The 13,486-nt window shown below is 73.1% G+C and carries 13 protein-coding genes; 8 read left to right on the top strand and 5 right to left on the bottom strand.

Going from position 1 to position 13,486, the window contains the following annotated elements:
• The first annotated feature begins 65 nt into the window (after positions 1-65).
• Positions 66-332, top strand: coding sequence for a hypothetical protein (locus CLV56_RS03725; protein ID WP_039345650.1), 267 nt, complete (start codon positions 66-68; stop codon positions 330-332).
• 17 nt (positions 333-349) lie between these two features.
• Here the strand turns inward: CLV56_RS03725 and CLV56_RS03720 are convergent, their stop codons facing one another.
• Entirely contained in the window at positions 350-979 is a 630-nt protein-coding gene (locus tag CLV56_RS03720) for a TetR/AcrR family transcriptional regulator (protein ID WP_100414402.1), read from the bottom strand.
• A gap of 73 nt (positions 980-1,052) precedes the next feature.
• Here CLV56_RS03720 and CLV56_RS03715 point away from each other — a divergent pair, with 73 nt between their 5' ends.
• Positions 1,053-2,525 carry a cytochrome P450 gene (locus CLV56_RS03715; RefSeq protein WP_100414401.1) on the top strand — a complete coding sequence of 491 codons (1,473 nt, stop codon included), beginning with the start codon at positions 1,053-1,055 and terminating at the stop codon, positions 2,523-2,525.
• A 49-nt stretch (positions 2,526-2,574) separates the two neighbouring features.
• Here the strand turns inward: CLV56_RS03715 and CLV56_RS03710 are convergent, their stop codons facing one another.
• Entirely contained in the window at positions 2,575-3,513 is a 939-nt protein-coding gene (locus tag CLV56_RS03710) for a DUF808 domain-containing protein (protein WP_039345648.1), read from the bottom strand.
• 39 nt (positions 3,514-3,552) lie between these two features.
• Positions 3,553-4,044, bottom strand: a complete 492-nt coding sequence (locus CLV56_RS03705) for a hypothetical protein (RefSeq protein WP_157805054.1) — start codon at positions 4,042-4,044, stop codon at positions 3,553-3,555.
• 270 nt (positions 4,045-4,314) lie between these two features.
• Between CLV56_RS03705 and CLV56_RS03700 the strand changes: the two genes are divergently transcribed.
• Both CLV56_RS03700 and CLV56_RS03695 read left to right on the top strand, forming a co-directional pair.
• A complete protein-coding gene (locus tag CLV56_RS03700) occupies positions 4,315-5,700 on the top strand; it encodes a MoxR family ATPase (protein ID WP_039345642.1) in 1,386 nt (461 codons plus the stop codon).
• Entirely contained in the window at positions 5,697-7,718 is a 2,022-nt protein-coding gene (locus tag CLV56_RS03695) for a vWA domain-containing protein (RefSeq protein ID WP_039345639.1), read from the top strand. Before CLV56_RS03700 ends, CLV56_RS03695 begins: the two co-directional genes overlap by 4 nt.
• 19 nt (positions 7,719-7,737) lie before the next feature.
• On the opposite strand, the gene CLV56_RS20495 is transcribed toward CLV56_RS03695, so the two are convergent.
• Both CLV56_RS20495 and CLV56_RS03685 read right to left on the bottom strand, forming a co-directional pair.
• Positions 7,738-8,277, bottom strand: coding sequence for a TetR/AcrR family transcriptional regulator (locus CLV56_RS20495; RefSeq protein ID WP_039345636.1), 540 nt, complete (start codon positions 8,275-8,277; stop codon positions 7,738-7,740).
• Entirely contained in the window at positions 8,274-10,220 is a 1,947-nt protein-coding gene (locus tag CLV56_RS03685) for an MFS transporter (protein WP_170224754.1), read from the bottom strand. Before CLV56_RS03685 ends, CLV56_RS20495 begins: the two co-directional genes overlap by 4 nt.
• 166 nt (positions 10,221-10,386) lie before the next feature.
• Between CLV56_RS03685 and CLV56_RS03680 the strand changes: the two genes are divergently transcribed.
• The 4 genes from CLV56_RS03680 to CLV56_RS03665 are packed head-to-tail and all read left to right on the top strand — an operon-like array spanning position 10,387 to position 13,443.
• On the top strand, positions 10,387-11,313 hold the full coding sequence (locus tag CLV56_RS03680) for a glucosyl-3-phosphoglycerate synthase (protein WP_039345633.1): 927 nt from the start codon (positions 10,387-10,389) through the stop codon (positions 11,311-11,313).
• Positions 11,310-12,173, top strand: coding sequence for a dihydropteroate synthase (gene folP, locus CLV56_RS03675; RefSeq protein WP_039345630.1), 864 nt, complete (start codon positions 11,310-11,312; stop codon positions 12,171-12,173). The genes CLV56_RS03680 and folP overlap by 4 nt, the downstream gene beginning before the upstream one ends.
• Positions 12,170-12,763 carry a class III extradiol ring-cleavage dioxygenase family protein gene (locus CLV56_RS03670; protein WP_039345627.1) on the top strand — a complete coding sequence of 198 codons (594 nt, stop codon included), beginning with the start codon at positions 12,170-12,172 and terminating at the stop codon, positions 12,761-12,763. The genes folP and CLV56_RS03670 overlap by 4 nt, the downstream gene beginning before the upstream one ends.
• A complete protein-coding gene (locus tag CLV56_RS03665; RefSeq protein WP_039345867.1) occupies positions 12,751-13,443 on the top strand; it encodes a dihydrofolate reductase family protein in 693 nt (230 codons plus the stop codon). The genes CLV56_RS03670 and CLV56_RS03665 overlap by 13 nt, the downstream gene beginning before the upstream one ends.
• The last annotated feature ends 43 nt before the right edge of the window (positions 13,444-13,486 follow it).

The raw sequence follows: 13,486 nt of genomic DNA, 5'->3' as shown, positions 1-13,486 counted from the left end.
GGTCCCACTGTCCCAGGTCGCACGGACGCAGTTCGTGACCCCTCCACCTCGCTACGGTGCCGGACATGACGACGCAGACCGACCGCCCCGCCTGGACCCGAGGCACGTCCGTCGGAGTGGGCTTCTGCTTGCTCGGGCTCGCCGGGATCTTCCGTCTCGCGCTGACGACCGACTCCCAGCCGCGCGCGGCCGAGGTGATCGGCTGGCTGATGCTGGGTGCCCTCGCGGCGGCGGCGATCGTGTTCGCGCTGGTCGGGGTCTCGCTGGTCGTCGAGGTCACCGTGCGCCGGCTGCTGACCGAGGCGGGACTGCTCCCGCGCTCGACCGACTGAGGCCTCGCAGCCGTCGCTCAGGCCAGCAGGTCGGCCACGCGCGCGGGTCGCGCGCGGTCCGGCAAGGCCACGAGCGCGCCGACCAGCGCGCCGGCACAGGTGTCGCGGACCTCGTCGCGCGACGGGGCGCTGTCGGCGCCGGCCTCGATCCACGCGTGGGTCGCGGTGCGCAAGAGCATCAGCCACGACCGTACGGCCATCCGGAGCAGGTCGTCGGGCGCCTCCGGGCCGGTGAGGACCTCCAGGATCCGGTCCTCGTGCAGCTGGGTCGACTGCTCGATGATCGCCTGCACCTCGGGGTCCGCGCTCGCGGCGCCGCGATGGATCGTCCGGGCGGCCGACGGGTTGGCCGCGCAGTGGTCGAGGTAGCGCTCGATCCCGGCGAGCAGCTGCTGGCGTGGTGTCGCGGTCGGGTCGGGGGCGGTGTCGTGCGCGAGCTGCTCGGCCGCGCGGGCGAGCAGTGCGGCGAAGAACGCTCGCTTGGTCGGGAAGTAGTGGTAGAGCAGGCCGCGCGAGACCTCTGCGCTCTCGGCGACGCGCTCGATGTGCACGTCCTCGTACGGCTCGGTGGCGAACAGGCGTGCGCCCAGCGCGAGCAGCTGCTCGCGACGCTCCTCGGGGGAGAGCCGAGTCCTCGACGGTGCCATGCAGCGAGACTACTTGACACCGGTTCAGTAGTGAAGGACGCTTGTTGAACCGACGTGCAACGAGGAGTTACCGATGCGCAACGACTGGTCCGGCTTCACGTTCCCGCACCCCGCTGGACGGCGCCGCTGGATGAAGGACGCCCACGCCATCGACCCCGAGCGCCCCGTCCAGTCGATCCTCGAGCGCCACCGCGACCTCGGGCCGATCTTCGAGATCGTCGTGTTCGGGCAGAAGTTCGTCTTCGTCACCTCTGCGGAGCTCGCGGCCGAGCTCAACGACGAGAGCCGGTTCGTGAAGGCGAACTCCCCGGCCCTCGAGGGCCTGCGGGGGATCGCCGGTGACGGCCTGTTCACCGCGCACAACGACGAGCCCAACTGGCAGCTCGCCCACGACCTGCTCGCGCCCGCGTTCACCAAGCACGCGATGCAGCGCTACCACCCGGTGATGGCCGAGACGCTCGACGAGCTCTTCGCGGCCTGGGACGCCGGGTCGGGACGCGTCGACGTCTCGGCGGACATGACCCGGCTGACCCTGGAGACGATCGGACGCACCGGGTTCAGCCAGGCGTTCGACTCCTTCGCCACCGACGAGGTGCACCCGTTCGTGGAGGCCATGGTCGTGGCCCTGACGCTGGGCCGGCGCAAGGGCGTCCTCCTGGCGCTGCCCGGCTCGACGCTGCTCGCCCGTCGGCTGGACCGCAAGCACGCGCACCAGCTCGACTACGCCCAGCGCTTCCTCGACGACATCGTCGCGTCCCGCCGGTCGGGTGCGACGACCGGAGGCGACGACCTGCTCGGCATCATGCTGGAGCAGGCGCACCCCGAGACCGGGCAGCGGCTGTCCGACGAGAACATCCGCTACCAGATCCTCACGTTCCTCGTCGCCGGGCACGAGACGACCTCGGGCGCCCTCTCGTTCGCGCTCTACTACCTGACCCGCGACCCCGAGGTGATGGCCAAGGCGCAGGCGGAGACCGACGCGATCCTCGGCAGCGACGCGGACGCCACACCCTCGTACGAGCAGGTGCCGCGGTTCCGCTACGTCCGCAAGGTGCTCGACGAGGCGCTGCGGCTGTGGCCGACCGCGCCCGGGTACGCGCGCAGCCCGCGCGAGACCACGACGCTCGGCGGCCGGTGGACCATGACCCCGGAGGACTGGGCGCTGGTGGTGCTGCCTCTCGTCCAGCGTGATCCGGCCGCGTGGGGCGAGTCGGCCGACACGTTCGACCCGGAGCGGTCGCGGACGCGCCTGTCGAGCACGACCAAGCCGTTCGGCACGGGGGAGCGCGCGTGCATCGGCCGTCAGTTCGCGCTGCACGAGGCGACGATGGCGCTGGCGCGGATCCTGCACCGCTACGACGTCGCGGCCGACCCGGCGTACACGCTGCGGATCGACGAGCGGCTGACACTGATGCCGCAGGGCCTGGAGGTGACCCTGACGCGCCGTACGCCCGGGGCCGGCACCGAGGACGCGGTGGCGGCCGACGCGGTCGCCGCCGGGGCCGGGGCACCCGCTGTCTGCCCGCACTCCGGAGCGACCGCCTGACCTGCCCGCCGCCCGTCCCGGGGTCGCGGTGAGCTGCTGACGGGTGCCGTCAGTGCCGGCCGCCCCGCACCCGCTGGACCAGGTGCACGGCCGCGACGACGCCGGCGCCGACGAGCAGCCCGATCACGGCCGACGCGGCGGTGTTGACGAGCCACCCGGCCGCGCCCCCGAGCGCGGGAAGGGCGTCGTGCGCCGCCTCCTCGAGGTGGTGGACGGCGTCGTACAGCGCGTGCCAGCCGAGGTCGTCGACGCCGACGAGCAGGATGTGGCCGCCGACCCACAGCATCGCGATCACGCCGACCACCGACAGGGTCGCGAGCACGACCGGCATCGCGCGGACGAGTCCACGGCCGATCGCCGCGGCGGCATCGGAGCTGCGGGTCGACAACGAGAGACCGACGTCGTCCATCTTCACGATCAGGCCCACCACCCCGTACACGAGGGCGGTGATGGCGAGCGCGACGACGGCGAGGATGAGCGCGCGCGAGACGAACGGCTCGTCGGCGACCTCGTTCAGGGCGATCACCATGATCTCGGCCGAGAGGATGAAGTCGGTCCGTACCGCCGACGAGACCACGGCTGCCTCGGCGTCCGCGCCGCGTGCCGTGGACGGCGCCTCGGGCGGGTGGTGCCCCGAGACCTTCTCCCAGATCTTCTCCGCGCCCTCGAAGCACAGGTACGCGCCGCCGACCATGAGGATGGGCGTGAGCAGCCACGGAGCGAACTGGCTGAGCAGCAGCGCGGCCGGGAGGATGAAGAGCAGCTTGTTGCGCAGCGATCCGACGGCGATCTTCTTGATCACCGCGAGCTCACGCCGGGCCTCGAGGCCCTGGACGTAGCGGGGCGTCACGGCCGCGTCGTCCACGATCACGCCGGCGGCCTTTGCGCTCGCGCGCCCGGCGGCCGCGCCGACGTCGTCCACCGAGGCGGCGGCCAGGCGGGCCAGCGCGGCGACGTCGTCGAGGAGGGCGGCGAGCCCGGCGCTCACGCGCGGGTCCGAGCAAGGTGCGGGGTCAGGGTCACGGGCTCAGCGTACGGGCTCCTGCAGGTGCTCGATCACGTCCTTGGAGTGCGTCACCGGGAGGCGGTTCCCCTCGAGCTCGATGTGCGCGTCGCTCTCGTCGTCGACCAGCTCGAGGACCCGGACCATCCCGCGCTGGTGGACGTGGACCGTCAGCTCGTCGCGCGGCACCGCGAAGAGCAGGCGGTCGGGCTCGCTGCGGCGGGTGGCCGCATGCATGCCGTAGACCGTCGTCGCCGAGACGCCGACCAGCATCGAGCGCGGGAGGCCGCTGGCCTGCGAGGCGGCCTCCCCGCCGGCGATGTAGCCGACGCCGACCCCGACGGCCGACCCGAGGTTGCCGAGCTCGCCGCCGACCGTGTCGCCGATCATCCCGCCGGCGAACCGCGCTCCGGACGAGCCGCGTGGAGCGAACTGGCCCGCGGCCAGCAGCGTGTCGTGGATTCCGTGCTGCGCGAGACCGTCCTGCAGCAGCGCGACCATGCTCTCTTCGGACATCCTTCGACGCTAGACCGGTTTCAGCGGATTTGTCCGATCCATTGCCCGCGGTACGGCAGCCGCCTTCCGTTGCCGGCAACGGAAGGTGGATCAGGGCAACGGAACGGCGCGCGCTTCGTCGGTGCCCTGAACGTGTTTCCGTTGCCGGCAACGCAAACGCGATCCGGGGAAGGGCCAGCATGCGTTGCCGGCAACGCAAACCCGCGCCAGCAGGGTCCAGCTCCGATCGGCGAAACCGAGCGTTCACGCGCGCGGGCTACCGTTGTCGAGGTGAACGCGCCTGCACCGTCCACGCTCGGTGAGCTTCGCGCCTCCGGGCACGTCCAGAAGGATCTCCGATCCGAGATCCGCGACAACCTCGTGGCCGCGCTGGCCGAGGGCCGCGACCCGTGGCCCGGCCTGCACGGCCTCGACGACACCGTCATCCCGCAGCTCGAGCGGGCCCTGATCGCCGGCCACGACGTGGTGCTCCTCGGCGAGCGCGGCCAGGGCAAGACCCGCCTGCTGCGCACCCTGGTCGGACTCCTCGACGAGTGGACCCCGGTGATCGCCGGCTCCGAGCTCGGCGAGCACCCGTACGACCCGATCGTCCCCGCCAGCCGGCGCCGCGCCGCCGAGCTCGGCGACGACCTGCCGATCGCGTGGCGGCACCGCGACGAGCGGTACGCCGAGAAGCTCGCGACGCCGGACACGAGCGTCGCGGACCTGATCGGCGACGTCGACCCGATGAAGGTCGCCGAGGGGCGCAGCCTCGGCGATCCCGAGACCATCCACTTCGGTCTGGTCCCGCGCAGCCACCGCGGGATCGTGGCGATCAACGAGCTGCCCGACCTCGCGGAGCGGATCCAGGTCGCGATGCTCAACGTGATGGAGGAGCGCGACATCCAGGTCCGCGGGTACGTCCTGCGCCTGCCGCTCGACGTGCTCGTCCTCGCCACCGCCAACCCGGAGGACTACACGAACCGCGGTCGGATCATCACGCCGCTCAAGGACCGCTTCGGCGCCGAGATCCGTACGCACTACCCGCTCGAGCTCGCCGACGAGGTCGCCGTGATCCGGCAGGAGGCGTCGCTGGTCACGACCGTGCCGGACTACCTGCTGGAGATCCTCGCCCGGTTCACCCGCGGATTGCGGGAGTCGAACGCCGTCGACCAGCGCGCCGGCGTCTCGGCCCGGTTCGCGATCGCCGGGGCCGAGACGATCGCGGCGGCGGCGCTGCACCGCGCCACCCGGCAGGGCGAGGAGCACGGGGTCGCTCGTGTGGTCGATCTCGAGACCGCGGTCGACGTGCTCGGCGGCAAGGTCGAGTTCGAGACCGGGGAGGAGGGCCGCGAGCGAGCGGTGCTCGACCACGTGCTGCGCACCGCGACGGCGGCGACCGTACGGGACCGGCTGGCCGGGATCGACTTCGCGCTGCTGGTCGAGGCGTTCACCGAGGGCGCCACCGTCGTGACCGGCGAGCAGGTGAGCGCGGCCGACTTCCTCGCGGGGCTCCCTGTGCTCGGTGAGTCGGACCTCTACGACGAGGTGATGGAGCGGCTCGGCGCGACCGACGACGGCGAGCGGGCCGCCGCGCTCGAGCTGGCGTTGGAAGGGCTGTTCCTCGCCCGCAAGATCGGCAAGGACTCCGACGCCTCGGAGACGGTGTACGGATGAGCCCGGCACGCGGCGGTTCGCGGTACGGGCGCTACCACGGGGGCGATCCGCTCGCCCCGCCCGTCGACGTCGCCGAGGCTCTGGACGCGATCGGCGAGGAGGTGATGGCGGGCTACTCGCCGGAGTCCGCGCTGCGCGAGGTGCTGCGCCGCGGCACCAACGGCCAGCAGGGTCTCGACGACCTCGCCCGGCGGGTTGCGCAGCGCCGCCGCGACCTGCTCCGCCGTCACGACCTCGACGGCACGATGCAGGAGGTCCGCGAGCTCCTCGACCGTGCCGTGCTGGCCGAGCGCAGCCAGCTCGCGCGGGACCTCGACGACGAGGTCGAGTTCGCCGAGATGCGTCTCGAGAACCTCCCGAGCTCCACCGCGTCGGCCGTCTCGGAGCTCGCCGACTACCAGTGGCGCAGCAGCGACGCCCGCGCTGACTACGACAAGATCAAGGACCTCCTCGGGCGCGAGATGCTCGACGCGCGGTTCGCGGGGATGAAGCAGGCGCTCGAGAGCGCCACCGACTCCGACCGCCAGGCGGTCACCGAGATGCTGTCGGACCTCAACGACCTGCTGGCGTCGCACGCGGCCGGCCAGGACACGACCGAGCAGTTCGAGCAGTTCATGGACAAGCACGGGGACTACTTCCCCGAGAACCCGCAGAACGTCGACGAGCTGATCGACGCGCTCGCAGCCCGGTCCGCGGCCGCGCAACGGATGCTCAACTCCATGACGCCCGAGCAGCGCGAGGAGCTGATGGCGCTGTCGCAGCAGGCGTTCGGCAGCCCTGAGCTCGCACAGGCCCTCGCGCAGCTCGACGCGACCCTCCAGGCCCTGCGCCCCGGCGAGGACTGGTCCGGGTCGCAGGAGTTCGACGGCGGCGAGGGCCTGGGCCTCGGTGCCGGCGCCGGCGTGATGAACGAGCTGGCGGACCTGGACGAGCTCGCCGAGCAGCTGTCGCAGGCGTACCCGGGTGCTCGGATGGGCGACATCGACCTCGACAAGCTCGCGCACGCACTCGGTGAGGACGCTGCGGCCGACGCGCGCACGCTCTCCGAGCTCGAGAAGGCGCTGCGCGAGTCCGGGCTGCTCAAGCGCGGGACCGACGGGGCGCTGCGGCTGTCGCCGCGGGCGATCCGGCGGCTCGGCCGTGCGCTGCTCCGGGACGTCGCCGACCGGATGTCGGGTCGGCAGGGCGCTCGCGACGTACGGCGGGCCGGGGCGGCGGGCGAGCTGTCCGGCGCGACCCGAGCCTGGGAGTACGGCGACACCGAGCCGTGGGACGTGACCCGGACGGTGACCAACGCCGTCGTCCGTACGGTCGGTGAGGGTGGCGACCCGCGGGGCGGGGTCCGGCTCGAGATCGGTGACGTGGAGGTCAGCGAGACCGAGGCGCGGACGCAGGCTGCGGTCGCGCTGCTGGTCGACACGTCGTTCTCGATGGCGATGGACGGTCGCTGGGTGCCGATGAAGCGCACGGCGCTCGCGCTCCACACGCTCGTCGGGACGCGGTTCCGCGGCGACCACCTCGCGCTGATCGGGTTCGGCCCGCACGCCCAGGCGATGGACATCGAGGAGCTGACCGCGCTCGACCCGAAGTGGGACAAGGGCACGAACCTCCACCACGCGCTGCTGCTCGCGCACCGGCACTTCCGCAAGCACCCGAACGCTCAGCCGGTGCTGCTGGTCGTGACCGACGGCGAGCCGACCTCGCACCTCGAGCCGGACGGCCGGGTCTCGTTCGCGTACCCGCCGTCGCCGCAGACCGTCGCGCAGACGGTCCGGGCGCTCGACGAGGTCGGGCGGCTGGGGGCCCAGACGACGTTCTTCCGGCTCGGGGAGGATCCGGGTCTGGCCCGCTTCATCGACCAGCTCGCGCGCCGCGTCGACGGTCGGGTCCAGGCTCCGGAGCTGGAGGACCTCGGCGTCGCCGTGGTCGACAGCTACCTCGGTGGACGTGGCGGCCCGTCGGGCTTCGGCGACTACGGCGACTTGTTCGGCGGCCGCGGCTTCTGGGTCGGCGACTGACCCCGCACGGTCGGGAGGGTCAGCCGTCGAGGAGGGCCTGGACGACGGGGGCGTAGCGGGCGACGACGGAGTCCAGCGCCTCGCGGGACCGCGGCAGCTGCAGGATCCGCTGGGTGGTCGCGAGCCCGGCGAGTGCTGCCAGGGCCAGCTCGGCCCGTACGGCCGCGTCCGGGCCGTCGAGCCGAGCTGTGAGCGGTACGAGGTACTCCGCCACGAACCGCTCCCGCACGGCGTCGGGCTCGGGCGCCGACAACCGGAGCAGGACCGCGCGCGTCAGCGGCTCGACGGCGTCGACGGTGTAGCGCTCGACCAGCGCCGCGACGAGCGTCTCCCCGAGCCGGTGCGCCGGGACGTCGGGGAGTGGTGGCGCGGTGACGGTCGCGACCCGCAGGAACAGCTCCTTCTTGCTGCCCCCGCACTTCATCACGAGCGCAGGGGAGACGCCGGCGGCCTCGGCGATGTCGCGGATCGTGACCGAGGCGTACCCTCGCTCGGCGAAGAGCTCGGCGGCCGCGGCGGTGACGGCGTCGCGCGACTCCCGGGCGCCCGGTCCGGTCACGTCGGGTCCCCCGCGACGGCGGCGTCGGTCCCGATCTCCACGTCGGCGGTGCGCGAGGCACCCCAGACGGTCACCGGCCGAGCGGCCGTACGGCCGCCGTGCACGACCGAGAGCACGTACCGTCCGTTCGGCGGGAGCGGGACCTCGTACGCGCCCGCGTCGTCGGTGGTCGCCGACATCACGGCCTCGCCGCTGGTGCGGGTCAGCGCCATCACCGCGCCCGCCGCCGGGCCCGTCCGGTCGCTCACCGTGCCCGACAGCACCAGGCGTTCGTGCAGCACGATGATCGCCGGCTCCTCCTCGCACAGGCGGGTCAGACGCGACGCCGGAGTCCACCCGTCGGCGGCGGCGACCACGAGGTACTGGCCCTCGCCCGGAACGGCGACCGTGAACCTCCCCGTCGGGTCGACCTGGCTCCAGTCGACCGCCTCACCGGACGGCGTCAGCACGGTGACCACGGCGTGCCGGATGCCGCGTCCACCGCGGTCCGTGACCTCACCGCGGACCACCGTGTCGTGCCGGTGGGCCTGCTCGCCGTCCTCGCCGACGTCGCGCATCCGGAACGTCGGCACGGCGAGCGCGACCACGCCGACGGATGCGGCTGCGGCCAGCGCCATCACGGCGGTCAGCGCCCCGAAGGACGGGACGACCTGTCCGCCGATCATCACCGCGCTGCTGCTCACGACCGCGGCCATCAGCGCGCTCGAGGTCGAGGTGCCGATCGAGCGCATCAGGGTGTTCAGGCCGTTGGCCGAGGCCGACTCGGTCACCGGGACCGCGCGCATGATGAGGGTCGGCATCGCGGCGTACGTGAGTGCCGTGCCGACGTTGACCAGCATCGAACCGGTGACGACCTGCGCGAGGTCGTGCGACCAGATCACCCGCGCTCCGTACGCGACGGCCATCAGAGCTCCGCCGGCGAGCAGCGTCATCTGGGCGCCGAAGCGCCGGATCGAGGCCGCCGAGACCGGGGCCATCACTCCGAACACGATCGCGCCGGGCGCCATCCAGAGTCCGCTGTGCAGGGTGTCGAGCCCGAGCCCGAAGCCCGTCTCGGTCGGCAGCTGGAGCAGCTGCGTCGTCACGAGCATGTTGAGGAAGAGCGTCATGCCGGTCAGCAGCGCCGCGAGGTTGACCAGCAGGACCGCCGGTCGCGCGGCGACGCGTACGTCCACGAGCGGGTTGGGGACCCGCAGCTCGACCGGGATCCAGGCCACGAGGACGACGACCGCCAGCGTCGCGAGACCGATCGTCGGTGCCGACGTCCAACCCCAGTGGTCGCCCTTCGACAGCGCGAGCAGGCCGGCCGTGAGCGCGACGGTCAGCAGCGCGGCTCCGCGGTAGTCGAAGCTCCCGTGCGTGCGTACGGGCGACTCCGGCACGACCGCGGCGACCGCGGCGAGCATGATCGCGCCGACGACCGCGGTCAGCACGAAGATGCCGTGCCAGCTCGTGTGCGCCGCGATCAGCCCGGAGGCCGGGAGGCCGATGCCGGCGCCGATCGCGAGCGTCGCGCTCATCAGGGCGACGCCGAGTGGGACGCGGTCGCGCGGCAGTTCGTCCCGCATGATCGCGATCCCGACCGGGATCAGCGACATCCCGACACCCTGCATCGCCCGGGCGGCGATGATCAGCGGGATCGACGTGCCGAGCGCGCCGAGGACGGAGCCGGCGATCATCACGGCGAGCGCGACGAGCATCATGCGCTTCTTGCCGAACATGTCCGCCAGCCGCGCGATCGTCGGCGTGGCGACGGCGCCGGCCAGCAGCGTCGCCGTGACGAGCCACGACGCGGTGTCGGCGGTCGTGTCGAGCAGGTGCGGGAAGTCCGGGAGCAGCGGGAGGACGAGGGTCTGCTGGAGGGACACCGTGGTCCCGCACAGCGCGAGGACGGCGATCACCAGCCCGCCGCGTGCCCGCTCCGCCTCGCCACGCGTGCTCATCCGGACCCCCGATCGCCCCAGGCGTGAACAGATGTTCACACCTGGGCATTCCATCACGACGGACGGGAGACCGCGGCAGCGGTCCACGAGGCGGGATCCCGCCCGCACCCGCCCGGTGCGTCCACCGCGCCCCGCCGAGCTGGAGCGGCGTGGGTACTGTGACGACGTGCCCGACGACTGGTTCGACGCCGCGACGTACCGCTGGCAGGAGTGGGACCTGAACGACCTCGTCGAGGTCAAGCGGACCTCCGGCACGACCGTCAGCCTCGTCGTGCCGGCCCGCAACGAGGCCGCCACGGTCGGTGACGTGGTCGCACGCGTCCGCGAGGCGCTGGTCGACACCGTGGACCTGCTCGACGAGATCGTCGTGATCGACTCCGACTCCGACGACGACACGTACGAGGTCGCCGCCGGCGCCGGAGCGCGGGTGCACCGCGCACGCGACATCCGCCCCGACCTGGGCTCGTACCCGGGCAAGGGCGAGGCGATGTGGAAGGCACAGTTCGTCACGACCGGCGACCTGATCGTGTTCATGGACGCCGACCTGACCGACTGGGACACCCACTTCGTCCCCGGTCTCCTCGGACCGCTCCTGACCCGCGACGACGTGACGCTGGTCAAGGGCTTCTACGAGCGCCCGTTCGACGACGGGACCCGCAGCGAGGCGTACGAGGGAGGTCGCGTGACCGAGCTCGTCGCGCGACCGCTGATCGCGCGGTCCTACCCCCGGCTGGCGTGGCTCGTGCAGCCGCTGGCCGGGGAGTGGGCGATCCGCCGGGAGTGGTTCGAGGCGCTGACCGTCCCGACCGGGTACGCCGTGGAGATCGCCGCGCTGATCGACACCGCCAACGCGCTGGGTCCGGAGGCGATCGCTCAGGTCGACCTCGGACGTCGCGCGCACCGCCACCAGTCCCTGCGGGACCTCGGTGCGATGGCCACCCAGGTGATCACCGCCGTCCAGGCCCGGACGTACGGGGGCGAGCACCCGCAGGTGGTGGCCCTGCGGCAGTACGTGCCGGGCGAGGGCGGGATCGCCGCCGCCGAGCGCGAGGTCGTCACCTACGAGCGGCCTCCGGCGAGAGGCCTCCGATGACCCTGCGCCTCGGGCGCCGTCGCTTCGACGACGACGCGACCCTGATGATGGCAATCGTGAACCGCACCCCGGACTCGTTCTACGACAAGGGCGCGACGTGGGCCGAGGACCGGGCGTTCGACCGGGTCGCGCAGGTCGTCGACGAGGGCGCGGAGATCGTCGACATCGGCGGGATCAAGGCGGCGCCGGGGGCCGAGATCGACGCGTCCGAGGAGCGGCGACGCGTGGTCGGGTTCGTCGAGCGGGTCCGCACCGCCCACCCGGATCTGGTGATCAGCGTCGACACGTGGCGGGCCGAGGTCGGGCGCGCGGTGTGCGAGGCCGGGGCCGACCTGCTGAACGACGCGTGGGGCGGCCACGACCCCGAGCTGGCGGACGTCGCCGCGGCGTACGACGTGGCGCTGGTCTGCACCCACACGGGCGGGGTGACGCCGCGGACGCGGCCGCACCGGATCGAGTACGACGACGTGGTCGCCGACGCGATCGCGTCCACCACCGCGTACGCCGAGCGGGCCGTCGCGGCGGGTGTCGACCGGGAGTCGGTGCTGATCGACCCGGCCCACGACTTCGGCAAGAACACCTTCCACTCCCTCGAGGTCACCCGGCGGCTCGCCGAGATGACCGCGACCGGCTGGCCGGTGCTGGTGTCCCTGTCGAACAAGGACTTCGTCGGCGAGTCGCTCGACCTGCCCGTCGGGGAGCGGCTCACCGGCACGCTGGCGGCGACCGCGGTCTGCGCGCTCGCCGGCGCGCGCGTCTTCCGGGTTCACGAGGTGGTCGAGACCCGCCAGGTCGTCGACATGGTGCGGACGATCCAGGGCGTACGGCCGCCGTCGCGCGCGATCCGGGGGCTCGCATGATCGCCGCTGCGGCCGTGGTGCCGCCGGCGCCGGTGCTGCTCCCGGAGCACGCGAGCCTGACCGACCCGGTGCCCGAGCTGCGCCGCGCCGTCGACGAGGCGGTACGGCGGCTGATGGCGGTCGCTCCGGATCGCGTGGTCGTGGTGACCGACGCACCCGACGAGGCAGACCTGCGCCGCGGCGTCGGCATGTCGACCGGGGAGCGGGTCGCGCGGTCGCTGCTCGCCGCCGCCGGGTTCGACGGTCGTGTCGACGTCGCGGCAGGTCTGCCCGCGAGCGGCGAGCCGGGCAGCGACGCGCTGCTCGTGATGGCGAACGGCAGCGCCCGGCGCAGCGAGAAGGCGCCGGGCCACCTCGACGAGCGCGCGTTCGCGTTCGACGACGCGGCGGAGGCGGCGTTCTCCGCCGGGGACCTGACCGCCCTCGCGAACCTCGACGCCGACCTCGGCGACGCGCTCCTCGCCTCCGGGATCCGAGGCCTGCGTGCGTGCGCCACCCTGCCGAGCGCATCGGGCGCGGTGACGACGACCTACGCCGACGACCCGTACGGCGTCCGGTGGTGGGTGGTGACGATCGCGTGCGCGTCCTGATCGACGAGGTCACCGGCCTGACGTCGGGCACGGAGCCCGACGACGGCCAGCTCGACGCGCTGTACGGGGCGCCGCGGCTGCCCTGGCTGCGCGTGAACATGGTCGAGACCGTCGACGGTGCCGCGACCGGTCCGGACGGCCGGTCCGGCTCGATCAACAACGACCCGGACGGCCGCGTGTTCCACGCGCTGCGCGCCCGTGCCGACGTCGTGCTCGTGGGCGCGGGGACGGTCCGGGCGGAGGAGTACGGCACGGCCGGCGTACCGATCGTGCTGGTCTCGCGCAGCGGCGACCTGCCGGTCAGCCTGGTCGACGCGCCGCGCGGATCGGTGCTGATGGCGACCTGCGCGGCGGCGCCCGGGCTCTCCGAGACCGTCGAGCGGCTGGGGGAGGACGGGGTTCTCGTCCTCGGCGACGACCGAGTGGACCTGGTGGCGCTCCGCGAGGCGCTGGTCGAGCGGGGCTGGGGGCGCATCCTGAGCGAGGGCGGGCCTCACCTGCTCACCGACATGCTCGCCGCCGGCATCGTCGACGAGGTGTGCACCAGCCAGGTCCCGCGCCTGGTCGGCGGCGACCACCGGCGGATCACCGTCGGGTCCCACCTCGACGTCCCCACCCGACTCGCGACGCTGCTGGAGGAGGACGGGACGCTGCTGGCCCGGTGGTTCGTGCAGGCGTGACCGGGGCAGACTGGGGACGACGTCCCCGCCCCCACCCGGACCC

It is taken from the genome of Mumia flava, from assembly GCF_002797495.1.
In the GTDB taxonomy this organism is placed as follows: Bacteria; Actinomycetota; Actinomycetes; order Propionibacteriales; family Nocardioidaceae; genus Mumia; species Mumia flava.
The sequence above is the reverse complement of the archived record's forward strand: the minus strand, read 5'-3'. Positions and strand labels throughout refer to the sequence as shown.